Source organism: Pseudonocardia lutea, assembly GCF_042658055.1.
In the GTDB taxonomy this organism is placed as follows: Bacteria; Actinomycetota; Actinomycetes; order Mycobacteriales; family Pseudonocardiaceae; genus Pseudonocardia; species Pseudonocardia lutea.
Genome location: NZ_JBHSQK010000088.1, coordinates 1 through 22,863 on the forward strand (window position 1 = coordinate 1; position 22,863 = coordinate 22,863).

General features: G+C 73.7%; 23 protein-coding genes. 9 read left to right on the forward strand and 14 right to left on the reverse strand.

Going from position 1 to position 22,863, the window contains the following annotated elements:
• Positions 1 to 80: 80 nt before the first annotated feature.
• The 9 genes from glyA to ACFQH9_RS27210 all read right to left on the reverse strand — a co-directional run bounded on the left by glyA (position 81) and on the right by ACFQH9_RS27210 (position 8,163).
• Positions 81 to 1,382, reverse strand: coding sequence for a serine hydroxymethyltransferase (gene glyA / locus ACFQH9_RS27170; RefSeq protein ID WP_379570390.1), 1,302 nt, complete (start codon positions 1,380 to 1,382; stop codon positions 81 to 83).
• A 271-nt stretch (positions 1,383 to 1,653) separates the two neighbouring features.
• On the reverse strand, positions 1,654 to 2,028 hold the full coding sequence (locus ACFQH9_RS27175) for a nitrile hydratase accessory protein (protein WP_379570392.1): 375 nt from the start codon (positions 2,026 to 2,028) through the stop codon (positions 1,654 to 1,656).
• A complete protein-coding gene (gene nthA, locus ACFQH9_RS27180; protein WP_379570394.1) occupies positions 2,025 to 2,639 on the reverse strand; it encodes a nitrile hydratase subunit alpha in 615 nt (204 codons plus the stop codon). Before nthA ends, ACFQH9_RS27175 begins: the two co-directional genes overlap by 4 nt.
• Complete coding sequence (gene nthB, locus ACFQH9_RS27185) at positions 2,636 to 3,301, reverse strand: nitrile hydratase subunit beta (protein ID WP_379570396.1); 666 nt, start codon at positions 3,299 to 3,301, stop codon at positions 2,636 to 2,638. Before nthB ends, nthA begins: the two co-directional genes overlap by 4 nt.
• A gap of 40 nt (positions 3,302 to 3,341) precedes the next feature.
• The gene (locus ACFQH9_RS27190) at positions 3,342 to 3,929 is read right to left on the reverse strand and encodes a DUF1638 domain-containing protein (RefSeq protein ID WP_379570398.1); all 588 of its coding nucleotides are present in this window, start codon (positions 3,927 to 3,929) and stop codon (positions 3,342 to 3,344) included.
• A gap of 25 nt (positions 3,930 to 3,954) precedes the next feature.
• Positions 3,955 to 5,859 (reverse strand): ASKHA domain-containing protein, encoded by a 1,905-nt coding sequence (locus ACFQH9_RS27195; RefSeq protein WP_379570400.1) that lies wholly within the window; start codon positions 5,857 to 5,859, stop codon positions 3,955 to 3,957.
• Positions 5,860 to 5,861: 2 nt separating this feature from the next.
• Entirely contained in the window at positions 5,862 to 6,728 is an 867-nt protein-coding gene (locus tag ACFQH9_RS27200; RefSeq protein ID WP_379570402.1) for a dihydropteroate synthase, read from the reverse strand.
• Entirely contained in the window at positions 6,728 to 7,393 is a 666-nt protein-coding gene (locus ACFQH9_RS27205) for a corrinoid protein (protein ID WP_379570404.1), read from the reverse strand. The genes ACFQH9_RS27200 and ACFQH9_RS27205 overlap by 1 nt, the downstream gene beginning before the upstream one ends.
• Entirely contained in the window at positions 7,393 to 8,163 is a 771-nt protein-coding gene (locus ACFQH9_RS27210) for an IclR family transcriptional regulator (RefSeq protein ID WP_379570406.1), read from the reverse strand. The genes ACFQH9_RS27205 and ACFQH9_RS27210 overlap by 1 nt, the downstream gene beginning before the upstream one ends.
• A gap of 97 nt (positions 8,164 to 8,260) precedes the next feature.
• Between ACFQH9_RS27210 and ACFQH9_RS27215 the strand changes: the two genes are divergently transcribed.
• The 6 genes from ACFQH9_RS27215 (at position 8,261) to ACFQH9_RS27240 (ending at position 16,774) form a co-directional block, all read left to right on the forward strand.
• Positions 8,261 to 9,712, forward strand: a complete 1,452-nt coding sequence (locus tag ACFQH9_RS27215; RefSeq protein ID WP_379570407.1) for a trimethylamine methyltransferase family protein — start codon at positions 8,261 to 8,263, stop codon at positions 9,710 to 9,712.
• A 136-nt stretch (positions 9,713 to 9,848) separates the two neighbouring features.
• A complete protein-coding gene (locus tag ACFQH9_RS27220) occupies positions 9,849 to 12,326 on the forward strand; it encodes a GcvT family protein (protein WP_379570409.1) in 2,478 nt (825 codons plus the stop codon).
• Positions 12,327 to 12,329: 3 nt separating this feature from the next.
• Positions 12,330 to 13,100, forward strand: a complete 771-nt coding sequence (locus ACFQH9_RS27225; RefSeq protein WP_379570411.1) for an electron transfer flavoprotein subunit beta/FixA family protein — start codon at positions 12,330 to 12,332, stop codon at positions 13,098 to 13,100.
• The gene (locus ACFQH9_RS27230) at positions 13,097 to 14,110 is read left to right on the forward strand and encodes an electron transfer flavoprotein subunit alpha/FixB family protein (RefSeq protein ID WP_379570413.1); all 1,014 of its coding nucleotides are present in this window, start codon (positions 13,097 to 13,099) and stop codon (positions 14,108 to 14,110) included. The genes ACFQH9_RS27225 and ACFQH9_RS27230 overlap by 4 nt, the downstream gene beginning before the upstream one ends.
• A gap of 12 nt (positions 14,111 to 14,122) precedes the next feature.
• Positions 14,123 to 15,037 (forward strand): methylenetetrahydrofolate reductase, encoded by a 915-nt coding sequence (locus ACFQH9_RS27235; RefSeq protein ID WP_379570415.1) that lies wholly within the window; start codon positions 14,123 to 14,125, stop codon positions 15,035 to 15,037.
• A 30-nt stretch (positions 15,038 to 15,067) separates the two neighbouring features.
• On the forward strand, positions 15,068 to 16,774 hold the full coding sequence (locus tag ACFQH9_RS27240; RefSeq protein ID WP_379570417.1) for a formate--tetrahydrofolate ligase: 1,707 nt from the start codon (positions 15,068 to 15,070) through the stop codon (positions 16,772 to 16,774).
• Positions 16,775 to 16,777: 3 nt separating this feature from the next.
• On the opposite strand, the gene ACFQH9_RS27245 is transcribed toward ACFQH9_RS27240, so the two are convergent.
• Positions 16,778 to 17,392, reverse strand: coding sequence for a cyclodeaminase/cyclohydrolase family protein (locus tag ACFQH9_RS27245; protein WP_379570419.1), 615 nt, complete (start codon positions 17,390 to 17,392; stop codon positions 16,778 to 16,780).
• A 129-nt stretch (positions 17,393 to 17,521) separates the two neighbouring features.
• Between ACFQH9_RS27245 and ACFQH9_RS27250 the strand changes: the two genes are divergently transcribed.
• The gene (locus tag ACFQH9_RS27250; RefSeq protein WP_379570421.1) at positions 17,522 to 17,968 is read left to right on the forward strand and encodes an alpha/beta hydrolase family protein; all 447 of its coding nucleotides are present in this window, start codon (positions 17,522 to 17,524) and stop codon (positions 17,966 to 17,968) included.
• A gap of 37 nt (positions 17,969 to 18,005) precedes the next feature.
• Here the strand turns inward: ACFQH9_RS27250 and ACFQH9_RS27255 are convergent, their stop codons facing one another.
• On the reverse strand, positions 18,006 to 18,737 hold the full coding sequence (locus ACFQH9_RS27255; protein ID WP_379570423.1) for an alpha/beta hydrolase family protein: 732 nt from the start codon (positions 18,735 to 18,737) through the stop codon (positions 18,006 to 18,008).
• A gap of 332 nt (positions 18,738 to 19,069) precedes the next feature.
• Here ACFQH9_RS27255 and ACFQH9_RS27260 point away from each other — a divergent pair, with 332 nt between their 5' ends.
• Positions 19,070 to 19,693: a universal stress protein gene (locus ACFQH9_RS27260; RefSeq protein WP_379570425.1), complete on the forward strand. Its 624-nt coding sequence runs from the start codon at positions 19,070 to 19,072 to the stop codon at positions 19,691 to 19,693.
• Between the two features lie 74 nt (positions 19,694 to 19,767).
• On the opposite strand, the gene ACFQH9_RS27265 is transcribed toward ACFQH9_RS27260, so the two are convergent.
• The 3 genes from ACFQH9_RS27265 to ACFQH9_RS27275 form a co-directional block, all read right to left on the reverse strand.
• On the reverse strand, positions 19,768 to 20,034 hold the full coding sequence (locus tag ACFQH9_RS27265) for a DUF1876 domain-containing protein (protein WP_379570427.1): 267 nt from the start codon (positions 20,032 to 20,034) through the stop codon (positions 19,768 to 19,770).
• Positions 20,035 to 20,116: 82 nt separating this feature from the next.
• Positions 20,117 to 20,683 (reverse strand): hypothetical protein, encoded by a 567-nt coding sequence (locus ACFQH9_RS27270; RefSeq protein WP_379570429.1) that lies wholly within the window; start codon positions 20,681 to 20,683, stop codon positions 20,117 to 20,119.
• Positions 20,684 to 20,809: 126 nt separating this feature from the next.
• On the reverse strand, positions 20,810 to 21,202 hold the full coding sequence (locus ACFQH9_RS27275) for a CBS domain-containing protein (protein WP_379570431.1): 393 nt from the start codon (positions 21,200 to 21,202) through the stop codon (positions 20,810 to 20,812).
• Positions 21,203 to 21,459: 257 nt separating this feature from the next.
• Between ACFQH9_RS27275 and glnT the strand changes: the two genes are divergently transcribed.
• Positions 21,460 to 22,827 carry a type III glutamate--ammonia ligase gene (gene glnT, locus ACFQH9_RS27280; RefSeq protein WP_379570433.1) on the forward strand — a complete coding sequence of 456 codons (1,368 nt, stop codon included), beginning with the start codon at positions 21,460 to 21,462 and terminating at the stop codon, positions 22,825 to 22,827.
• The last annotated feature ends 36 nt before the right edge of the window (positions 22,828 to 22,863 follow it).

The following is a 22,863-nucleotide window of genomic DNA, read 5'->3' on the forward strand; positions in this document are numbered from 1 at the left end:
CTCGGGCGAACGCCACAGGAAACCAGGGTGCTCCGGCAGGTGGGCGCCGGGCGGGGTGGTCGTGGTGGTGGTGCTCATGCTCAAACCTGCAGCTCCGGGTAGAGGGGGTGGCGGGCGGCGAGCGTGGCGACGCGCTCGGCCAGGGCGGTGAGCGCGGCGTCGGGGGTGTCGGGGCGCAGCGCCAGCGCGATCACGTCGGCGACCTCGGTGAAGTCGTCGACGTCGAAGCCGCGGGCGGCGAGCGCGGGGGTGCCGATCCGGACGCCGGAGCTGACCATCGGCGGGCGGGGGTCGAAGGGGACGGCGTTGCGGTTGACCGTGATGCCGACCTGGTGCAGGCGGTCCTCGGCCTGCTTGCCGTCGAGCTCGGAGTCGCGCAGGTCCACCAGCACCAGGTGCACGTCCGTGCCGCCGGACACCACGCCGACGTTGCGCTCCTCGAGCAGCCGGGCGGCCAGGATCTGCGCACCGGCCAGGGTGCGCTCCTGCCGCTCGCGGAACTCCGGCTCGGCGGCGAGCTTGAACGCCACCGCCTTGGCCGCGATCACGTGCTCGAGCGGGCCGCCCTGCTGACCGGGGAACACGCTGGAGTTGAACTTCTTGGCCAGGTCCTGCTGGGCGAGGATCACCCCGCCGCGGGGCCCGCCGAGGGTCTTGTGCGTGGTCGAGGTGACGACGTGGGCGTGCGGCACAGGGCTCGGGTGCAGCCCCGCGGCGACCAGGCCGGCGAAGTGCGCCATGTCGACCATCAGGTAGGCATCCACCGAGTCGGCGATCCGCCGGAACTCGGCGAAGTCCAGCTGCCGCGGGTAGGCCGACCAGCCGGCGATGATCAGCTTCGGTCGCCGCTCCTGGGCCAGGCGCTCGACCTCGGCCATGTCGACGCGGTGGTCGGTCTCGCGGACGTGGTAGGCCGCGACGTCGTAGAGCTTGCCGGAGAAGTTGAGCTTCATCCCGTGCGTGAGGTGACCGCCGTGCGCGAGGTCCAGGCCCAGGATCGTGTCCCCGGGCCGGAGCAGCGCGGCCATCACCGCCGCGTTCGCCTGCGCCCCGGAGTGCGGCTGCACGTTGACGAACTCGGCGCCGAACAGCTCCTCGAGCCGGTCGATCGCCAGCTGCTCGATGACGTCGACGTGCTCGCACCCGCCGTAGTACCGCCGGCCCGGGTAGCCCTCGGCGTACTTGTTGGTGAGCACCGACCCCTGCGCCTGCAGCACCGCCAGCGGCGCGAAGTTCTCGCTCGCGATCATCTCCAGCGTGTGCCGCTGCCGGCCGAGCTCGGAGCTGATCGCCGCGTGGACCTCGGGGTCCGTCTCCTGCAGAGACCGGCCGAGCACCTGCTCGGCGTCGAGCGCCCCGCGTCGTTCCACCGTGACGGACATCCGGGCCGACCCCTCGTGATCGCCATACTTATTGGCGTGAACTGATATACCAACTGTACGGCAAAGTAGGCGTCATGGCGGTGCGCGGTCAACACTCCTGGGCGAACTCGTGCCCGACAACCTCGCTCCCGCTGCGCGTCACGTCCCGTCGAACGAGAGCCCCGTTGTCCCCCGAGCACTCAACGGGCCGCAGCACGTCCCGCAGCGACGCCCGTGTCGACGCCCGTGACGGCGCTCCCGCTCAGACCCCGCAAGTCGGAGCGCCGCCCACTCATCCATCGTGCCCGTCCTCCCCGTCGTGGTCGTGTCCGGCCGGTCGCCGGGCGAGGCGGTCGGCCCGTTCGACGATGTCGCGGCTCCCCAGCGTCCCGTCGGCGACGAGGACGTCCTCGAGCGCTCCGAGCCAGTGGACGTAGTAGCTCCACGACTCGTGCCCGGGACCGTCCGCCTCCCATGCCGCGATCCGGGCGACCAGGGCGGCCTGGAAGTCCGACCAGGCGAAGGCGCCCGCGTCGTGCAGGGCCACGGCCATGCCGAAGGCCCGCGACTCCCACGGCTCGGCGAAGACCAGCTCGCCGTTGGCCCGCGGCGGCGCCCCGGGGCCGTCGAGCGCCACGGGCGCGAGCCCGGCACCCGGGGCGCTCACGGCGCGGCCACCTTCGCGACACCGACGAGCGCGTCGCGGGTGATCAGGGGCACGAGCTCCCCCTCGGTGAGGTCCTCGGTCCCGGCCGGCCGCTCCGGCAGGACCAGCCACCGCACCTCACTGCTGGAGTCGCGGACGACGATCTCCACGTCGTCGCCCAGCTCCAGGCCCATCTCGGCGAGGACCTTCCGCGGTTCGCGGACCACCCGGGCCCGGTAGGCCGGATCCTTGTACCAGGACGGCGGGAGACCCAGAACCGGCCACGGGTAGCAGGAGCACAGGGTGCAGACCACGACGTTGTGCCGGGTCGGGGTGTTCTCGACGACGACGATGTGCTCGCCGTTGGCCCCGCCGCCCCACGCGACCTCCTTGATCGCGGCGGTGCCGTTCGCCAGGAGCCGTGTCCGGTACTCCGGGTCCACCCAGGCGCGTGCGACGACCTTGGCGCCGTTGAGCGGGCCGACGTCCGACTCGTACTTGGCGACGAAACCGTCGATCACGTCGGTCTGCACGAGGCCCCGCTCGGTGAGGAGCTGTTCGAGGGCCTCGGCGCGCAGGGCCGGGGACAGCCGCTCGGTGCCGAGGTCGGCCGGGTCGTACCGGGTGGTCATGAGGCGGGCTCCAGGTAGCTGTCGTACAGCTCGACGGTGAGCTGGAAGGGTTCGGCCTCCGGTCCCCACAGCTCGCGCGAGTCGAATCGGACCGAGTAGACGTGCTGCGGGTTCTCACCGCGGAACAGGGCGTGGGTGTCGGGCAGGAGATGGGCGGGTTGCACCCTCTCCACCGTCCCGGTCCGGCCCCGGGTGTAGGCCGGGAGCCGGGTGAACTCGGAGGCCGCGTCGACCGCTCGGACCCGGGCCCCGACGGCGAACCGGGGCGCGCCGGGCACCTCGCGGAGCGATCCGGGGGCGGTCGGCGCGTAGTCCGGCTTGCGGGGCTCGGGCGCCGGCGGCTCCTCGGCCCGTTCGCCCCGAAGACGGCGGGCGCGGGCGTTGACCGCGCCCTCCGCGAGGATGCCGCTCTCGGTGAGCATCAGCTCCGCGGCGTTGAGCCACCGGCCGTAGTAGCCGTCGTCGAAGTACGCGGCGGGCGCGAGCCGATCGAGGCTGTGCCGGAACGCGTCGAGGTTGCGGCCGGAGATCCTGCCCATGGTGAACGCGGTGAGGGCGAACGCCCGGCCTTCCCACCGCTCGGCGAAGACCGGTTCCTCCGCCGGTGGGGGATCCACCGCACCCCACCCCTCCTGACCCCCGAGGTCGGCGATGCCGCCCACCTGACCACCTCCACATGTCGGATGCTCGAGGTGGTCTCCACTATAGTGAACGGCCCTCCACGAGGTCCCCGACCGCCCGCTCCAGCAGGAGGTCGCCCACCACGATCTCCTCCAACGGCAGGCCGAGGAGGCCGGCCGCCCGCTGCGCCGACGCGCGGAGGGCCTCGGTCGGGTGCTGGGCGAGCCAGACGACCCGCCGGTAGTGGCCGAAGTAGTCGTCGCGCAGCTCCGGGTACCGGTCCAGGCCGAGCTCGACGACGACCGAGCGGGTGAAGGACGCCGCGAGGTAGTCGGTCAGCACGTAGGTGCCCGGTTCCGCCTCCAGCACCGCGCGCATCCGCGCCGCGCCCGCGAAGACCGAGTAGCAGTCGGTGCCGGGCAGCCGGTGCACCTCCCAGCGGGCGCACACCTCGTCGAGCGCGCCGTAGGTGCCGCAGTCCGCGTACCCGACGGCGACCCGCGCGTAGTGCCGCCGCAGGCGCGACACCTGCTGTTCGACGGCGGCGGCGATCCGCTCGGGCCGGTTGTGCAGCAGCGGGGGCAGCGGGACGACGTCGACGGGCCAGCCGCGGCGGGCGGCGACGTCCGCGACGTGCCGGGCGATCGCCCCGCACGCCACCACCGCCACCCGCTGCGCCGGACCGCCGGGGTGCTCAGACCGGGAAGGCGAGGCGCTCGACGAACCGGTCGTTGAAGTCGGCGCGGTCGGAGAGCTCGACGTAGTGCACCTCCTCCAGCAGCGCCTGGGCCGCCGCCCGCTCGCGCAGCGACAGCAGCGCCATCTTGGCCCCCTCCCCCGCCACGTTGCCCGCGCTCACGATGCGCAGCAGCGCGACCTCGGGGACCAGCCCGATCCGCACCGCGGCGGCCGGGCCGAGGTAGCTGCCGAAGGACCCGGCCAGCAGCACCTGGGCGACGTCGGCGGCGGTCAGCCCCTGCTCCTCCAGCAGCAGCTGCCAGCCTGTGGAGATCGCCGCCTTGGCGAACTGCAGCTCGCGGATGTCGCGCTGCGACAGGTAGAGCGCGTCGGCGGGGTCGCCGTCCGGGTCGTGCCCGCGGAAGTGCAGGACGAAGACCCGCTCCTGGCCGACCTGCCGCAGCCGCGCGGCCAGCCCGGGAGGCACGCCCGGCGCGTCCGCCGCGACCAGCCGCCCGGAGCCGTCGACGAGGCCGGCCGCCACCATCGCCGCCACGGCGTCGACGAGGCCGGACCCGGCCACCCCGATCGGCTCGACGTCCCCGATGACCTGCAGCACCACGTCGTCGTCGCTGATCTTCACGCCCTCGACCGCACCGGGCGCGGCCCGCATCCCGCAGCGGATGGCCGCGCCCTCGAACGCCGGCCCGGCGGGGGCGGCGGTGGCGAGCAGCCGGTCGCCGGCCGCGAGGAGGATCTCGCAGTTCGTGCCGATGTCGATGAAGAGCCGGACGCGCCGGTCCCGGTCCATCCCGGAGGCGAGCGCCCCCGCGACGATGTCGCCGCCGACGTAGGCGCCGAGCGCCGGGAACACGTACGCCCTGGCCCGCGGGTGCGCCCGCACCCCGAGGTCGGCGGCGGTGAGGTCGTCGAACGAGCGGGAGGCCATGACGAACGGGGCGACCCCCAGCGGCTCGGGGTCCAGCCCCAGCGCGAGGTGGGTCATCGTGGCGTTGCCGGCCACCGCGATCTCGTAGACCTCGCCGCGGTCGACCCCGCCGTCGGCGCAGACCTCGCCGGCGAGCTGGTCGAGGCACTGGTGGGCGAGCGCGGTGAGCCGCTGCAGCGCCGTGGGGTCGGTCATCGTCGCGCTGATCCGGGTGATGACGTCCGCGCCGTGGGGCTGCTGGGGGTTGAGCACCGACGCGACGGCCACCGGGGTGCCGGTGGCGAGGTCGAGCAGCGTCGCGACGACGGTCGTCGTGCCGAGGTCGAAGGCGATGCCGAAGAGCCGGCCGGTCGTGTCCCCCGGCTCGACGTCGACGAGCACGTCGTCCACGACGACCGCGGTGACCGTGGGGCCCGCGGTGGGGTCCGCGGTGGGGTCCGCCGTGGGGTCCGCGCGCAGCACCCGGGCCAGGCTCCGGATCGCCGGCAGGTCGACCCGGAGCTCGAGGTCGGGCAGGGCGTCGCGCAGGCGCTCGAGGTCGGTGCGCTGGTCGGCGAGGGTCGGCTCGGGCAGCGTCAGGCAGCGCTTCTGCACGGCGGGGCGCAGGATCACCTGGCGCCCGACGCCGACGGTGGCCGCCTTCGGCCGGGTGACCAGCGGCGGCACCTCCACCCGCAGGTCCTGTTCGGCCCGGGCGCGGCACGCCAGGCGCCAGCCCGCGCGCAGCTCCTCCGGGCCGAACGCGCGCGGGTCCAGCAGGGACACCGTCACGTCGCCCTCGACGACCCGCATCCGGCACTTGCGGCACGTGCCGTGGCCCCCGCAGGTGGAGTCGACGGCGATGCCGTTCCAGCTGGCCGCGTCGAACAGCGTCGCGCCGGTGGGGACCCGCACCTCGCGCGGCCGGGCGCCGTCGGGGTCGAACCGGATGCGGACCCGGTCCGGTGGGGGCGGTTCCGGGAGGGCGGTCACCGTCAGGCCGTCTTCCCCGCGGCGGCCGCCGCCCGGGCGCGCGCGATCCAGGCCGCGCCCCACTCGTCGTTGCCGAGCAGCAGGTCCGCGGCCTTGACCGCCTCGACGATCTGCGGCGACCGAACGTCCATGATCGCGCTGGTCAGGCCGCAGGACATGGCCATCGGCAGGAACGTCGCCCCCAGCGCCGGGCGCCCGGGCATCCCGAAGGAGACGTTGGAGGCGCCGAGGGTCATGTTCAGGCCGAGCTCGTCGGAGATCAGCTCGATCGTCCGCAGCGTCGTCCGCACCAGCGTCGTGTCCGCCCCCACCGGCATGGCCAGCGGGTCGACGACGACGTCCTCGACCGGGATGCCGTACTCCCCGACGGCGACGTCGAGGATCTTGCGGGTGATCTCCAGGCGGCGCTCCGGCTCGTCCGGGATCTCGTCCTCCTCGTTGGGCAGCGCGATCACCGCCGCCCCGTGCCGGGCCACGATCGGCAGGATCGCGTCCAGCCGCTCCCGCTCGCCGGTCACCGAGTTCACCAGCGCCTTGCCCTCGTAGGCCGCGAGCCCGGCCTCGAGCGCCTCGACCACGGACGAGTCGATGACCAGCGGCAGGTCGGTGAGCTCCTGCACCATCGTGACGGCCTTGGCGAGCAGCTCGGCCTCGTCGGCGAGCGGGACGCCCATGTTGACGTCGAGCATCGTCGCCCCGCCGGCGACCTGCTGCTCGACGTCGACCTCGATGCGCGAGAGATCGCCGCGGCGCAGCTGCTCGGCGAAGATCTTGCGGCCGGTCGGGTTGATCCGCTCACCGATGAGGCAGAACGGTCGGTCCGGGCCGAGGACGACCTCGCGGGTCGCCGAACGGAGGACGGTGTGCATCAGACCCCCACGGCGGCGCGACGGGCGGCGAGCAGTTCCTTGGCCTTGCGGACGGCGGTGGCGGCGTCGGCGGCGTACCCGTCGGCCCCGACCGCGTCGGCGTACTCCTGGGTGACCGGCGCACCCCCGACCATCACGATCACCCGGTCGCGCAGGCCCGCCTTCTGCAGCGCGTTGATGTTGGCCTTGAACATCGGCATGGTCGTGGTGAGGAACGCGGAGAACCCGACGATGTCGGGATCGTGCTCGTGGATCCCGGCGATCACCTTCTCCGGCGACACCTGCACACCGAGGTCGATCACGTGGAAGCCCGCGCCCTCCAGCATGATGTTCACCAGGTTCTTGCCGATGTCGTGGACGTCGCCCTTCACGGTGCTCATCAGGAACGTCCCGACGGTCTGCGCCCCGGTCTCGGCGAGCAGCGGGCGCAGGATGTCCAGCGCGCCGCTCATCGCCTTGCCCGCGACGAGCATCTCGGGCACGAAGAAGTCCCCGCGTTCGAACCGGGCGCCGACCTCCTCCAGCGAGGGGATCAGCGCCTCGAAGAGCATCGCCTCCGGGGTCAGGCCCGCCTCCAGCCCCTCCTGCGTCAGCTCGAGCACGCGTGGCTTGTTGCCGACGAGCGTCTCGTCGTAGAGCCCGCGCAGGATCGCGTCGTGATCCATCAGGCCGAGCCTCCCTTTCGTCCGGGTTGGTGTCCCAGCAGCGCGGACAGCCCGCGCAGCTCGGCGACGAGCAGGTCCCCGAGCCTGGTGATGCCGAAGTCGTTGATGCGGTTGGTGGGTCCGGAGACCGAGACGGCGGCGACGACGGCACCGTCGACGGACCGGACGGGCGCGCCGACGGCGGTGAGCCCCAGCTCCAGCTCGTCCAGCGAGGCAGCCCAACCACGCCGGCGGACCTCGACCAGGGCGTGCTCGAACTGGGCGCGGTCGACCGGCGAGTGCGCGGTGCGGCGCTCCAGGTGCCCGGGCGGCAGGGCGAGCGCGCCGTAGGCGTAGAGCACCTTGCCCAGCGCCGTGCAGTGCGCGGGCACGTCCACGCCGACCCAGTTCGTGGCCCCGATCAGGTAGCGGCTGTCGACCTGGTCGATCACGACGAGCTGGCCGCCGCGCGCCATGGCGAGGTTGACCGTCTCCCGGGACTGCGCGGACAGGTGCTCCATCGTCGGGCGGGCGAGCTCGGCGAGGTCGTGCAGCGCGCTGGGCCGGGCGGCGTGCAGCGAGAACAACGCGCCCGGCCGGAACGCACCGGCCCGGTCGCGGTGCACCAGCCGACTGCGCTCCAGGGCCTGCAGGAGCCGGGAGGTGGTGGACTTGGCCAGGCCGAGCTCGTCCACGAGCGAGCTGAAGGTCCGCGGCGCGCCGGACTCGACGATGACGCCGAGCAGAGCACTCGCCCGTTCGACCGCCTGACTGCCCGTCTGAGCCGCCATGAGTGCCGTCCAAAGTTCTACATTGTGGAACCCGGGTTCTGAGGATGGCGGCTACTGTGACGCCGGTCTCCTCAGGCCGTCAAGAGCGGAGAAGCACATGTTCCGCAACGCGATGCCCCGCTACGAGATCCTCTCCGAGGACGCGATGAGCACACTCGACGCGGGGTGGCGCCGGCTGGTGTCGGACATCGGCGTGGAGTTCGGGTCGCCCCGGGCACTGGAGCTGTTCCGCCAGGCCGGCCAGAAGGTCGAGGACTCCGACGGCCAGGGGGTCGTCCGGTTCGATCCCGACTTCCTGCTCGAGCAGGTCGCCAAGGCGCCGCGGTCGTTCGACGTACAGGCCCGCAACCCCGCGAACACCGTGCACATCGGCGACGACGCGATGGCGTTCGGCGCCGTCTACGGCCCGCCGTTCGTACGCGAGGGCGACGTGCGCCGGGACGCGACGATGGAGGACTTCCGCAACTTCACCCGCCTCGCCCAGGGCTTCACCGCCCTGGACTCGGCGGGCGGGGTGGTCTGCGAGCCCGAGGACACCCCGCTGGACTCGCGGCACCTGGACATGACCTACGCCCTGCAGACGCTCAGCGACAAGATCTACATGGGCAACGTGGTCTCCGGGGTCAACGCCGCGGACACGATCGCCATGACCGAGATCCTCTTCGGCGGCCGGGCGGCGATCGAGGCCACCCCCGCCACGATCTCGCTCATCAACTGCAACTCGCCGCTGCGCTGGGACGAGCGGATGCTGGAGGCGCAGCTCGCCTACAGCGAGGCCAACCAGGCGGTCGTCCTCACCCCGTTCCTGCTGATGGGCGCGATGTCGCCGGTGTCGATCCCGGCGGCGCTGACCCAGCAGATCGCCGAGGCGCTCACCGGCATCGCGCTCTCCCAGCTCGTCCGGCCGGGCTGCCCGGTGATCTTCGGCTCGTTCCTCTCCAACATCGACATGCAGTCCGGCTCGCCCTGCTTCGGCACGCCGGAGTCGGCGGTCGGGCTGCTGTGCACCGGGCAGATCGCCCGTCGCTTCGGGCTCCCGGTGCGCTCCGGCGGCGGGCTCACCTCCAGCCAGACCGCGGACGCCCAGGCCGGGTACGAGTCGTTGATGACCATGCTCCCGACGTTCCTCGCGGGCATCAACTGGGTGATGCACACGGCCGGCTGGCTGGAGGGCGGGCTGGTCGCGAGCTACGAGAAGTTCGTGCTCGACGTACAGCTGCTGGAGATGCTGCAGCACGAGTTCCGGCCGCTGGAGATCGACGAGGCGTCGCTCGCCTTCGACGCGCACGACGAGGTCCGCCACGGCGGTCACTTCCTCGGTGCCGCCCACACCATGGAACGGTTCCGCACCTGCTTCTACCGACCGTTCGTGAACAGCTCGGAGAACTACGAGCGGTGGATGCGCAACGGGGCCAAGGACGCCGCCGCCCGCGCCCGCGAGGTCGCGCGGAAGCGGCTCGACGAGTACGAGCCTCCGCCGCTGGACGACGCGGTCCGCGAGGAGCTGACGGAGTACGTGACCCGGCGCCGCCGCGAGCTGGGCGACTAGGAGGACCACCATGGCCAGTACCGATGCCCGCTCCGCAGGCTCCGCTCAGGTCGATTCTCGCTCCGCGGGCTCCGCTCAGGTCGATTCTCGCTCCGCGGGCTCCGCTNGTCCCTTCCCCTCCACCGCCCGCGTCGTCGTGATCGGCGCCGGCATCGTCGGCAACTGCCTCGTGGCCCACCTCGCCCGCCTCGGCTGGCGGGACATCGTGCAGATCGACAAGGGCGCGCTGCCCAACCCCGGCGGGTCCACCGGGCACGCCTCGAACTTCATCTTCCCGGTCGACCACTCGCGCGAGATCGCCGACCTGACGCTCGACTCCGTGCGCCAGTACAAGGAGCTGGGCGTCTTCACCGAGTCGGGCGGGTACGAGATCGCCCGCACCGAGAAGCGGATGGAGGAGCTGCGCAGGCGGATGTCGTCGGCGCGGGCCTGGGGCGTGCCGGCCGAGCTGGTCACCCCGGACCACGTCGTCGAGCGCGTCCCCTACCTGGACAAGGACCAGATCCTCGGCGCGTTCTGGACGCCGTCAGTGGGCGTGGTCGACTCGCTGCGCGCGGGGACGCTCATGCGCGAGTCGGCGCTCGCCCTCGGCGCGCTCACCGTGGTGCCCACCGTCGAGGTGGTCGGCATGGACGTCGAGCGCGGGCGGATCCGGCGCGTGCGCACCACCGGCGGCGACATCGAGGCCGAGACCGTCGTGATCGCCTGCGGGGTGTGGAGCCCCAAGCTGGCCCGGATGGCGGGTGCGGCGATCCCGCTGACCCCCGCCGTGCACCAGATGATCTCGGTGGGGCCGATCCCGCAGCTCGCCGAGCGGGCCGGGGAGATCTCCTTCCCGATCATCCGGGACATGGACACGTTCTGCTACGAGCGCCAGCACGGGGCCGACATGGAGGTGGGCTCCTACGCCCACCGTCCCATCCTCTGGGACCCGGAGGAGATCCCGTCGATCGACCAGGCGCGGCTCTCCCCCACCGAGACGCCGTTCACGGCCGACGACTTCGACCCGCAGCTGGAGCAGGCGCTCGAGCTCATGCCGGACGCGCTCGGCGCCGAGGGCGCCGAGATCCGCTACGCGATCAACGGCCTGCTCTCGCTCACCCCGGACGGCGCCCCGATCCTCGGTGAGACGCCGGAGGTGAAGGGCCTGTGGTCGGCGGCCGCGGTGTGGATCAAGGAGGGTCCCGGGGTCGGCCGGGCGGTCGCGGAGTGGATGACGCACGGGTACTCCGAGATCGACCTCCACCACTCCGACGTCGCGCGGTTCTACCCGCACCAGCGCACCCGCGCCCACGTGCGCTCGCGCACCTCGGAGGCGTTCAACAAGACCTACGGCATCGTGCACCCCGGCGAGCAGTGGGCGGGCGAGCGCGGCAAGCGGCTCGCGCCCATGCACGCGGCCGAGCGCGCGGCGGGCGCGGTGTTCTTCGAGACCGTCGGCTGGGAACGGCCGATGTGGTACGCCTCGAACGAGGCCCTGCTCGGCGAGTACGGGGACGCGGTGATGCCGCGCGAGCACGAGTGGGACTCGCGCTGGTGGTCGCCGATCATCAACGCCGAGCACCTCGCGATGCGGGACCGCGCCGGCATCGTCGACCTGTCGGCCTTCGCCGTCTTCGACGTCGTCGGACCGGCCGCGGAGGAGGCGATCCAGGGCATCGTGGTCGCGCAGGCCGCCGTGGCGGAGGGCCGGGTGATCTACACGCCGGTGCTCGACGCCCGGGGCGGGTTCCGGTCCGACCTCACCGTGATGCGGCTGGCCCACGACCGCTACCGCGTGGTCACCGGCGGCCTGCACGGCATGGCCGACCTGAAGTGGTTCGCCGACCACCTGCCCGCCGGCGCCGCGATCGCCGACCAGACCTCGGCGTTCACCACCATCGGGCTGTGGGGCCCGCGGGCCCGCGACATCCTCGGCCGCCTCACCGACGACGACGTCTCGCACACCGGGTTCCCGTTCCTCACCTGCCGGGGCATCACGGTCGGCAGCATCGCCGTGCTCGCGTCCCGGATCTCCTACGTCGGCGAGCTGGGCTGGGAGCTCTACGTCCCCATGGAGCAGGGCGCGCGGGTGTGGGAGCTGCTGCACGAGGCCGGGAGGCCGGACGGGGCCGTCCCGGTCGGGATCGGCGTCTACGGCACCACCGGCCGGCTGGAGAAGGGCTACCGGGCGTTCGGGTTCGAGCTCGACGGCGAGCGCACCATCGTCGAGGCGGGCATGGCGCGCCCGAGGGTGAAGGACGCGGACTTCGTCGGCCGCGAGGCCTACCTCGCCCAACGGGCCGCCGAACCCCGGTCGGTGCTGTGCACGCTCACCGTCGACGACCACCGGTCGGCGAGCGGGCAGAACCGCTACATGCTCGGTGGCGAGCCGATCCTCACCCGCGACGGCGGCGAGCTCACGGACGGCCACGGCCACCACCCCTACGTCACCTCGGCCGGCTCGGCGCCGTCCCTTGGCAGGCACCTCCTGATGGCCTACCTCCCGCCGGACCAGGCGGTGGTCGGCAACCGCCTCGCCGTGTCCTACATGGAGGAGCTCTACCCGGTGACCGTCGGCTCGGCCGACGCCACGCCGCTGTTCGACCCGGCCAACGAGCGAATCAAGGGCTGAGCCATGGCGAACGTGCTGGTCTGCGTCAAGCGGGTGCCCGACGTCGCGGGCGAGGTGCTGCTGACCCCCGACGCGCAGGCGATCGACGCGCGCTTCGTCGGGTTCACGGTGAGCGCGCACGAGAACTGCGCGGTGGAGCTGGCCGTGCGCATCGCGACCGCCACCGGCGGCACCGCCACCGTGCTCACCCTGGGACCCGAGCCGGCGGTCGAGCAGCTGCGCGCCGCCCTGGCCGTCGGGTGCACCGCGGCCGTGCGCATCGACGCCGACCCCGTCGGCCACGGACCGGTGGACGTCGTCCGGGAGATCGCCGCCGTGGTGGGCGCCCACGCCGCGGAGGGCCGCACCCACGACCTGGTCCTGCTCGGCAACGACGCCGCCGACACCGGGGACTTCCAGGTCGGCGTCCGGCTCGCCTACGCGCTGGGCCGGCCGGTGGTCAACGGGGTGCGGACGGTCGAGGTCGACGGCGGGGTCGCGACGGCGCGCGGCGACGGGCCGAACGGCGTCGAGACCTTCGCGGTACCGCTGCCCGCGGTCGTCACCGTGCTCGAGGGCGGCGTCGAGCCGCGCTACCCGTCGGTCGTCGGGCGGATGAAGGCCAAGAAGGTCCCGATCGAGACCGTGGCGCCGCGGCACGAGCCGGAGGGGCCGGGCCGCGTGCGGCTCACCCTGCCGCCCGCCCAGCCGAGCACCGTCGAGGTGCTCGGCGCCGGACCGGACACCGCGCCGGCCGTGGTCGACCTGCTGCAGCGCCTGGGGGTGGCCCGATGATCCTCGCGTTCGTGGAGACCGACGCGACCGGCGCGACCGAGGTGTCGCTCGAGACCGTGACGTTCGCCCGCACCCTGGCCAGGCGGGTGGGCGGCCCGGTGCACGCCGTGGTGGTCGGCCCGCGCCCGGAGGGGCTGCTCGACCAGCTCGCCGGCCACGGCGTCGACGAGGTGCACCACGCCACGGGCGACGCCTTCTCGGCCTACGGCGGGGCCCTCTGGGCGACCGCCGTGCAGGCCGCCGCGGCCGCCGTCGACCTCGACGCCGTCGTCGCCCCGGGGTCCCCGCGCGGCCTCGAGGTCATGGCCCACCTGGCCGCACGCCTCGACGTGCCGATGGCGGCCAACGTCGTCGGCCTGGGCGCGGTCGACGGGACGGACGGGGTCGCGGACGACGGAGCGGGCGGGGACGGGGCCCTGCGGGTCACCCGGCAGGTCCTGGGCGGGGCGGTGTTCGAGGAGATGCTCCTGCCCCGGCGCCCCGCGGTGCTCACGGTCGCCGGCCACGCCGTCCAGGCCGAGCAGGTCCCGCCCGTACCCACGACGCTGCGCGAGTTCGCGCCCGAGGTCGCGGAGGCGGACCTGGTGACGCGCGTCGTGTCGACCGAGCCCGCCGCGCCGGACCTGTCCGGCGCGCTCACCTCGGCCCGGGTCGTGGTGGGCGCCGGGCGCGGGGCCGGCGGGGTGGAGGGCTTCGCGGGTGTCGCCGAGCTCGCGGAGCTGCTCGGCGGCGCGCTCGGCGTCTCCCGCGTGGTGACCAGCATGGGCTGGCGCCCGCACCACGAGCAGATCGGCCAGACCGGGAGCCGGATCTCCCCCGAGCTCTACATCGCCTGCGGCATCAGCGGGGCGATCCAGCACTGGGCCGGCTGCGCGAGCTCGAAGACGATCCTGGCGGTCAACACCGACGAGCACGCGCCGATGGTCACCAAGGCGACCTACGCGGTGATCGGCGACATGCACGAGGTCGTGCCCGCGATCAACGCCGAGATCCGGCGCCGCCGGGGCTGAGGGGACCACGCGATGACGACGCCCACGTACGCCGAGCTGAGCACCGCCGTCCGCAGGTTGATGTCCCCGTTCAGCGTGGAGATCACCCCCCGCGAGGCCGCGGCGCTCCCGCCGCTGCCCGATCACCTGGCGGCCGGGACCGCCGTCTACCTCACGTTCCTGCCGCACCAGCCGTGGGGGGAGACGGTGGCGGTCGCCCGCGCCGTCCGGGAGGCCGGGATGCGCCCGGTGCCGCACCTGGCGGCCCGCGCGGTGCCCGACCGTGCCGCGCTGCGGCGCATGCTGGCCGACCTCACCGCGGCCGGGGTCGAGGACGTCCTGCTCCTCGCCGGGTCGCTGACCACCCCGGTCGGGGAGTTCTCGGAGACGGCGCAGATCCTCGACGCGGGTCTGCTGGAGGAGGCCGACATCCGCCGCGTCGGCATCGTGGGTCATCCGGAGGGGCATCCCGACGTCGACGACGACGAGCTGTCCCGGGCCCTCCTCGCGAAGTGCGCCATCGCCCGCGCACGCGGGTTCGACCTGCACGTCGTCACCCAGTTCTGCTTCGCCGCCGAGCCGATCGTCGCCTGGGAGCAGCGGATCCGGGCCGCGGGCGTCGACGCGCCCGTCCACGTCGGACTGCCCGGCCTCACCTCCCCCGCCCGCCTGCTCCGGTTCGGGCTGAGCTGCGGGGTGGGCGCCTCCCTGAAGGTGCTCCGGCAGCAGGCCGGCGGCGTGCTCAAGCTGGCGACCTCGTCGGTCCACCATCCCGACGCGACCCTGCTCGGCCTGGCGGCCGCCGTGGCCGCCGACCCCCGCAGCCTGCTCCGGGCTGTGCACTTCTTCCCGTTCGGCGCGCTCGTCCCCACCGCCGCCTGGGCCGCGGACCTCCGCGCGGGCCGGTTCGAGGTGGACGACCGCGACTGCCTACGGGTGACCGCCTGACGCCCCCCGCCACGACCGAGGAGACCGTCGATGATTCCGCAGGACCTGCAGATCGCCCAGGCCGCTTCCCTCAAACCGCTCGACGACGTGGCCGGCGCCATGGGGATCGGGTCGCACCTGCTGGAGGCGTACGGCGAGCACGTCGCCAAGATCAAGCTCGCGGCGATCGACGAGCTCGCGGACCGGCCCCGGGCGAAGTACGTGGTGGTGTCCGCGGTGACGCCGACCCCGCTGGGCGAGGGCAAGACCACCACCACCGTCGGCCTCGGGCAGGCGTTGTGCCAGATCGGGCGGCAGGCCACCGTGGCGATCCGGCAACCCTCGATGGGCCCGACGTTCGGGATCAAGGGCGGGGCGGCCGGCGGCGGCTACAGCCAGGTGGTCCCGATGGACGTGCTCAACCTCCACCTGACCGGCGACTTCCACGCCGTCACCGCGGCGCACAACCTGCTCTCCGCCGTCCTGGACAACCACCTCTTCCAGGGCAACGCCACCGGTCTCGACACCCACGCGATCACCTGGCGCCGGGTGCTCGACGTCAACGACCGCGCGCTGCGCAACATCATCGTCGGGCTGGGCAGCAGGACGGACGGGATCCCGCGCCAGACCGGGTTCGACATCACGGCGGCCAGCGAGGTCATGGCCATCTTCGCGCTCGCCCGGTCGCTGCACGAGATGCGCGAGCGGTTCGGCCGCGTCGTCGTCGGCTACACCCGGCAGGGCACGCCGGTCACCGCGGAGGACATCGGCGGCGCGGGCGCGATGACGGTCATCATGCGCGACGCGCTGAAGCCCAACCTGATGCAGACGCTGGAGAACACGCCCGTCCTCGTGCACGCCGGCCCCTTCGGCAACATCGCCCACGGGAACTCGTCGGTGGTGGCCGACCTCATCGGCATCCGCGGCGGCGACTTCCTCGTCACCGAGGCCGGGTTCGGGGCCGACATGGGCGCGGAGCGGTTCTTCAACATCAAGTGCCGGGCCTCGGGCCTCACCCCGGACGCCGCGGTGGTCGTGGCGACCGTGCGGGCGCTCAAGGCGCACTCGGGGCGGCACCGGATCGTCGCCGGCCGGCCGCTGCCGGAGGCGCTCCTCGCCGAGAACCCGGAGGAGGTGCACGTCGGCGGGGCCAACCTGCGCAAGCAGATCGAGAACATCCGGTTGCACGGGGTGTCGCCGGTCGTCGCGATCAACGCCTTCCCCGGCGACCACCCCTCGGAGCACGCGGCGATCGCCGAGATCGCGCGGGAGATGGGCGCACGCGTCGCCGTCTGCACGCACTTCACCGAGGGCGGGCGCGGAGCCCGGGAGCTGGCCGAGGCGGTCGCCGAGGCCGCCGACGAGCCGGCGGGGCCGGACGGGGGCTTCCGCTTCCTCTACCCGGACTCGGCCGGCCTCCGGGAGAAGATCGAGACGATCGCGACGAAGGTCTACGGCGCGGACGGGGTGGACTACGACGGCGCCGCGGCGCGCCAGCTCGCGACGTACGAGGCGAACGGCTACGGCCATCTCCCCGTCTGCATCGCCAAGACGCACCTGTCGCTGTCGTCCGACCCGTCGCTCACAGGCGCCCCCACGGGCTGGCGGCTGCCCGTCCGCGAGGTGCGGGCCTCGGTCGGGGCCGGGTTCATCTACCCGATCTGCGGCGACATGCGCACCATGCCCGGTCTCGGCGCCACCCCGGCCGCCCACCTGGTGGACATCGACGAGGAGGGCAACGTCGTCAACCTGTCCTGATCCTCAGGCGAGCGCACGGCGGATGTCGTCGCGGACCCGGGCGGCCCGGCGCAGGAGGTCGTCGACGGACCCGACGGCCTCGGCGAGGCGCTCGGCCTCCGCGGTGCCGCGGCGTGGCGCGATGTCGGCCTCGACGTTCGTGCGGCTGATGCTCAACGCTGCAGCCGTGGCGTCCGCGGCCGCGGCCACGTCCGCGACGAGCGCGCCGCTCCCGACCCCGGCCATCCGCTCGCACACCTCGACGAGCGCGGCGCCGATCCGGACGAGCTCGGCGGGTGGACCCGCGGCGGCGAGGAGGGCATCGGCGATCGCCGCGGCGCGCCGCGCCCGCTCCGCCTCGGTGGAGCGGGGCAGCGCGTAGGCCGCGCCGACCTCGTCGACGGCGCCGGTATCGGCCTCGGCCAGGTGCAGCGCCGTCTCGTGCAGCTCCTCCACCCGCCCGAGCACGTCCCGGGCGACGGCGCCCATCGGGTGGTCCCGGTCGGCGCGGAACCGGGCCACCATGGCCAGCAGCGCCGCGGCCTGGGCCAGGTTGAGCGCGGCGACGGCGGCGCCGGCGGGCGTCGGGTTCCGGGCCGCCAGGCGGGCGAGGTACGCGTCGATGCTCCAGCTCCGCACCCCGCCACGCTAACGCGGGCGACCGCGGGCATTGCGATGGATGGCGGTCCCTCCCGACCGGCGACGGCGGGAACCTGTGACCGCCGTCACCATTCGTCGTACGGAGGGAGTGCCGAACCGGACGTCCACGTGGGCCTGCGCCGCCACGCACAGACCTGGTCGGTGATGGGGCTGTGCCCGGAGTTCTACAACTCGGAGGCCTACCGGGCCCACGGCTTCAGCTCCCTCGAGGACTTCGTACAGAGGTTCTGGGTGAACTACTTCGCGCCCATGGACCCGAACAACCTCATCTGGATGGGGTGGAAGTGGCGCCACGGCGACGTCAGCCTGCACACGAACGGGGACCTGGCCGCTGCACTGGGGCGCATCACGGCGAAGACGTACGTCGTGCCGTTCTCCCGTGACATGTTCTTCCCGCCGGACGACTGCGAGGCCGAGCAGCGCCTGATCCCGAACAGCGAGTTCCGTGTCGTCGACTCGCTGTGGGCGCACTTCGCGATGTTCTGCCTCTCCGACCGTGACCGGGAGCAGATCGACCGCTGCATCGACGACCTGCTGAAGGAGCACGTCGACTGACGGCTGTCGACGGAGCACGTCGACCGGCGGCCCGGCCTCACCTCAGGTGCCGCGCGAAGAACCGGGCCCCGGCGTCCGCCTCGAACCGTGGGACGCCGGTGTGCCCGCCCATGTTGGCGTGCAGCGTCTTCTCCCTGGTGCCGAAGGCGTCGAACAGCTCCAGGGCCCGCTGCCGGTCGTTCCCCTCGTCGTCCCACTGCAGCAGGACCTGCAGCGGAACGGTGACCCGCCGGGCCTCCTCGAACAGGGTGCGGGGCACGTAGCTCCCGGCGAACAGGAGGGCCGCGGAGATGCGCGGCTCGACCACCGCCAGCCGGACGCCGATGGCGATCACCCCTCCCGCGTACCCGACCGGGCCGCCGATACCGGGCAGCGGGAGGAGGACGTCCAGGGCGGCCCGCCACTCCGGGACCGCCTTGTCGACCAGCGGGAGGACGAGCCGGTCGACCATCCCGTCGTCGACCGGCCCGCCGGCCTCCAGCGCCCGGCGCAGGTCGGCGCGGGCCGCCTCGGCGGCCGCGGAACGGGGCCGGTCACCGCTCCCGGGGAGCTCGAGGGTGGCCGTGGCGAAGCCCTCCGCCGCGGAGTGCAGGGCCCGGGCGACCAGCCGGGGGTACATCTTCTGCAGTCCGCCGGGGTGGCCGAGCAGGATCAGCGGGGCAGGTGCGGAGGCGGATCCGGGCGTCCACAGGATGCCGGGGATCCCGCCGAGGGTGAACCCGCGTTCGACGACGCCGTCGTCGAGGTGCTGTTCGGAGGTGAAGCGCATGGTCGTGCCTTTCGGGAGTGCTCGGGGCGGCGCTCCCGGGCGACCTGTCGCCCGACCGTGACCCCGGAGGGGAGCACCCGGATCGAAACGTTCACGGGTACCACCTCCTCGTTCTCTCGCACGGCCTCCCGGAAGCTAGCAGCGGTCGCCGTGGTCGCCAACGGGTTTCCGGGAGGCTCCTCGACCGGATGCCGCGGAGCCCGGACCCGGGACGTCGGGCCCCGGCACGGCGGTCCGTCCCCGATTCGGGTGGACGGGCCCACCGGCCCTGCCGCGACGGCCTCGGGGCGACCAATCTGGACCCGTATCGAACCGATGCACCGGAGCACCCGATGACCGTGCTGGACCGTTCCCCCGCAGGGCTGGGCAGGATGACCGTGCTGCTCGCCGAGGACGGCGACGCGCCCGTTCCCGGGCTCCCCGCCTGGGTCCGGGACTGGGCCGTCGGCGCGGGTGCGGCGACGGAGGACGCGTCGGGTTCCGCGCCGGACGTCGCGGTGTCGCGCGTGTTCCGGACCCACCGCGGCGCGGTCCTGCTGCTGCGCCGCGACCCCGCCGGCCCGCCCCGGCGGATCGTGGCCGCAGTCCAGGAGCACGAGGCGGACCGGCCCGTCGTCGCCGCCGCCGCGTCGGCGGCGACCGCGTGCCGTGCCGGGTTGCGGATCGTCCACGCCGTGCCCCGGTCGTTCGGCGAGCGCAGCGTCGGGCTCGCCGAGGCGGTGGAGCGCGGGCACCGGCTGGTGGCCTCCGTCGGCGGTGCCGAGGAGCTCGGCGTGACCGTGCGCCGCGACCTCGTCCGGGCGTGGCCGCACGAGATCCTCGACGAGACGCTCGACGCCGACCTGCTCGTCGTCGGCGGTCCCCGGCCGAACGGCCCGGCCGAGCTCGGGCTGACCGCCCGCGCGGCCGTCGTGCACGCGCAGTGCTCCGTGCTCGTCGTTCCCCGGGCCGGCTGATCCGGCGCGCGGACGACGGCGGCGCGGGCAGCCGGGGGATGCCGGGCGGGCTCTGCCCGCGGGGCCGTCGAGGGTCAGCTGCCGTGCCGTACCGGGGTGTTCGCCCGCTCCAGGTCGCTCGCCGTGATGTCGAGCAGCCGGTGGGCGAGCTCCGACAGGGCCCGCGCGGCCGCGAGCTCGTCACCGATCTCCGGCACGTCGCGATCGGCGGGGTTCAACCGGGCGAGGCCGACCCCGACCACCGAGTCCGAGTCGCGTGTGTGCAGCCGCGCCGTCGCGCGTGTCCTGCCCTCGTGCTCGTCGATGTCGATCGACACCGTCCAGTGCTTCGACTCGTGCACGACGTCCTCCTCCGTTCGTCCGACTCCACGGGGCCCTCCTCACCCCTGACCGCGGGACAGGAGGGCCGTCCTTCCCCGTCCGTCACGAGGCCCGCTGTCCGCCCGCGGCCGCGGGCAGGGACCGGTCGCGGTGGACGAAGTCCGCGCGGTCCACCCCCCGGACCACCTCGTGGGCGATCGAGCCCCGCACCGAGACGAGCGCCAGCACGTGCGCGAGGCTCGTCGCGTACCACTCGGCGCGCTCGGCCCCGTCCCACTCGTAGAGGCCGCGGTAGACGCCGGTCCACGGGTCGGCGAGCCAGAGCTTGGTCACGAACCCGGGGAACCCGGCGAACAGCGGCGTGTTGACCACGCAGGTCGACCGGAAGACCGTGTGCGCCCAGCGCGCCCGGCCGATCCACCGGAGCCGGAACCGGACGACCAGCACGACCGGGTCGGCGGGGCGCCGGCCCCTGACGGCCGTCTCCCGGAACACCCTCGACCGCGAGCCGTCGTCGCTCCGCACCCAGCGTCCGACCAGGTCCGTCGGCGCCACGAGGACACCGGCGGCGAGCAGTCGCGCGGTCTCCACCGCCGACCGCGCGACCGCCAGGCAGGTGTCCCCCACGACGGCCGGGACGCCGAGCCGGTGCAGGTCCGGCCGCCTCATCGCGCCACCCCCTCCGCCGCGCCCGCCGAGGCGAACCCCGGAGGGGCGCCGCCCGGCGGCATTCCCCCACCCCGACCACGACGCCCCCACGTGCCCGTCATGCGTCCTCCCGGTGTCCGAGCGCCGTCAGGAGTCACCGGACGAGAGCCGTCGCTCGGCGACCAGCCGCAGGACGTCGGGCCTCGTCACGATCCCGATCACCTGGTCGTCGTCCACCACCGGCACCGCGCTCAGCTCCTCGGCGAGCATCTCGCCCACGACGTCCGCCAGGTCGTCGTCCGGGCGGGCCGAGACGGGCGCGTGCGTCATCACCGCGGCGACCACGCACTCGGGGTCGATCTCGGCCATCCAGGCGTCCGGCCGGAGCGACCCGCGCGCCAGGTCGGCCCTGCTCGCCACGCCGACCAGGTGTCCCTCGTGGTCGACCACCGCCGCGGCGCAGTGCCCGTGGGACGCGAGGACGGACGCCGCCACCTGCAGCGGGGTGTCGGACCGCACCGTCGTGACCGACGCACTCATCGCGTCGCGCACCTTCATCACGTCCTCCCGGCCCCGGCGCGTCGGCCGAGGAGAGTCGCCGCCCTCCACGATCGGCCCGGAGGAGGCGCGGGGCACGTGCCGAAGGGCCCGCTGTCGACGAGCGAACGCCTCGTCCGGAAACACACTCGACACACTGCGAGCGACCGGCCGTTACAGTGCGCGTGTTTCCTGATGGGCGACATCGATTCCTGACGCGAGACAGACGTCTCGTGGGGGCACGAGAAGGGACCACCACGATGGCCTCCGACACCTCCACCCTCCCCCGCACCGAACTCCTTCCCGCCGCGCCGGCCGCGGTGCCGTCGCTGGCCGAGCGCGCCCGGGCCGACGGGGTCCGGTTCCTGCTGGCGCTGTTCGTCGACCTGACCGGCAAGCCGTGCGCGAAGCTGGTGCCGGTCGAGGCCGCCGACGAGCTGGAGCACGAGGGCGTCGGGTTCGCCGGCTACGCCGTGGGCGCGATCGGGCAGCAGCCCTGCGACCCCGACCTGATCGCGATCCCGGACACCGGCAGCTACACCCCGCTGCCGTGGGTGCGCGAGGGTCTGGCGCTGGTGCACTGCGACCCGCACGTCGAGGGCCGCGCCTGGCACTTCGCCCCGCGGGTCATCCTCAAGAAGCTGCTGGCCGAGGCGAAGGCGCGGCAGCTGGAGCTCTTCGCCGGCGCCGAGGTCGAGTACTTCCTCGTCAACCGTGCGGCCGACGGCACCCTGGCCCCGGCCGACGGCAAGGACGTCGAGGCCCGGCCCTGCTACGACGCCCGCGGCCTGACCCGGATGTACGACCACCTCACCGGCATCTCGGCGGCGATGAACGCGCTCGGCTGGGGCAACTATGCCAACGACCACGAGGACGCCAACGGCCAGTTCGAGCAGAACTTCGCCTACGCCGACGCCCTCACCACCGCCGACCGCGTGATCACCGCCCGCTACCTGATCTCCGTGCTGGCCGAGCAGCGCGGGATGACCGCGACGTTCATGCCCAAGCCCTTCGCCGACCGCACCGGCTCCGGCATGCACCTGCACCTGTCGCTCTGGCGCGACGGCGAGTCGCTCTTCCCCGACGCGGAGGACGCCCGCGGCTTCGGCCTCTCCGAGCTGGCCTACCGCTTCCTCGGCGGCATCCTCGACCACGCCCCCGGCCTGCAGGCGGTGCTCGCGCCCACGGTGAACTCCTACAAGCGCACCGGGGCCACCTCGACCCGGTCCGGCGCGACCTGGTCCCCGCGCCGGGCCAGCTACGGCGGCAACGACCGCACCCACTTCGTGCGGATTCCCGACCACCACCGCATCGAGCTGCGCGGCGGCGACGGATCGGCGAACCCCTACCTCGCCCTCGCCGCCGCGCTCGCCGCCGGGTTGGACGGCATCGCGCGCCAGGCCGATCCCGGCGCGCCGGGCGCGGACGGGATCCTGCGCCCCGAGCTGCCGCCCACGCTGCTGCACGCCGTCGAGGCCCTGGGTGCCGATCCGGTCGTCACCGCCGGGCTCGACGCGGCCGGCCCCGGTGTCGCGGAGTACTTCGCCGCGCTCAAGCGCGAGGAGTTCTTCGACTGGCACGGCACGGTCGGCTCCTGGGAGCACGACCGCTACCTCACCGCCTTCTGATCAGCACCGCCCGACCCTTCACCGAACAGAGAGGAG

Excerpts from the sequence above, each read along its gene's own strand:
- glyA (WP_379570390.1), bottom strand. The coding sequence starts at position 1,382 with ATGTCCGTCACGGTGGAACGACGCGGGGCGCTCGACGCCGAGCAGGTG.
- nthA (WP_379570394.1), bottom strand. The coding sequence starts at position 2,639 with ATGACCACCCGGTACGACCCGGCCGACCTCGGCACCGAGCGGCTGTCC.
- ACFQH9_RS27200 (WP_379570402.1), bottom strand. The coding sequence starts at position 6,728 with ATGCACACCGTCCTCCGTTCGGCGACCCGCGAGGTCGTCCTCGGCCCG.
- ACFQH9_RS27205 (WP_379570404.1), bottom strand. The coding sequence starts at position 7,393 with ATGGATCACGACGCGATCCTGCGCGGGCTCTACGACGAGACGCTCGTC.
- ACFQH9_RS27210 (WP_379570406.1), bottom strand. The coding sequence starts at position 8,163 with ATGGCGGCTCAGACGGGCAGTCAGGCGGTCGAACGGGCGAGTGCTCTG.
- ACFQH9_RS27215 (WP_379570407.1), top strand. The coding sequence starts at position 8,261 with ATGTTCCGCAACGCGATGCCCCGCTACGAGATCCTCTCCGAGGACGCG.
- ACFQH9_RS27225 (WP_379570411.1), top strand. The coding sequence starts at position 12,330 with ATGGCGAACGTGCTGGTCTGCGTCAAGCGGGTGCCCGACGTCGCGGGC.
- ACFQH9_RS27230 (WP_379570413.1), top strand. The coding sequence starts at position 13,097 with ATGATCCTCGCGTTCGTGGAGACCGACGCGACCGGCGCGACCGAGGTG.
- ACFQH9_RS27235 (WP_379570415.1), top strand. The coding sequence starts at position 14,123 with ATGACGACGCCCACGTACGCCGAGCTGAGCACCGCCGTCCGCAGGTTG.
- ACFQH9_RS27240 (WP_379570417.1), top strand. The coding sequence starts at position 15,068 with ATGATTCCGCAGGACCTGCAGATCGCCCAGGCCGCTTCCCTCAAACCG.
- ACFQH9_RS27255 (WP_379570423.1), bottom strand. The coding sequence starts at position 18,737 with ATGCGCTTCACCTCCGAACAGCACCTCGACGACGGCGTCGTCGAACGC.
- ACFQH9_RS27260 (WP_379570425.1), top strand. The coding sequence starts at position 19,070 with ATGACCGTGCTGGACCGTTCCCCCGCAGGGCTGGGCAGGATGACCGTG.
- ACFQH9_RS27270 (WP_379570429.1), bottom strand. The coding sequence starts at position 20,683 with ATGAGGCGGCCGGACCTGCACCGGCTCGGCGTCCCGGCCGTCGTGGGG.
- ACFQH9_RS27275 (WP_379570431.1), bottom strand. The coding sequence starts at position 21,202 with ATGAGTGCGTCGGTCACGACGGTGCGGTCCGACACCCCGCTGCAGGTG.
- glnT (WP_379570433.1), top strand. The coding sequence starts at position 21,460 with ATGGCCTCCGACACCTCCACCCTCCCCCGCACCGAACTCCTTCCCGCC.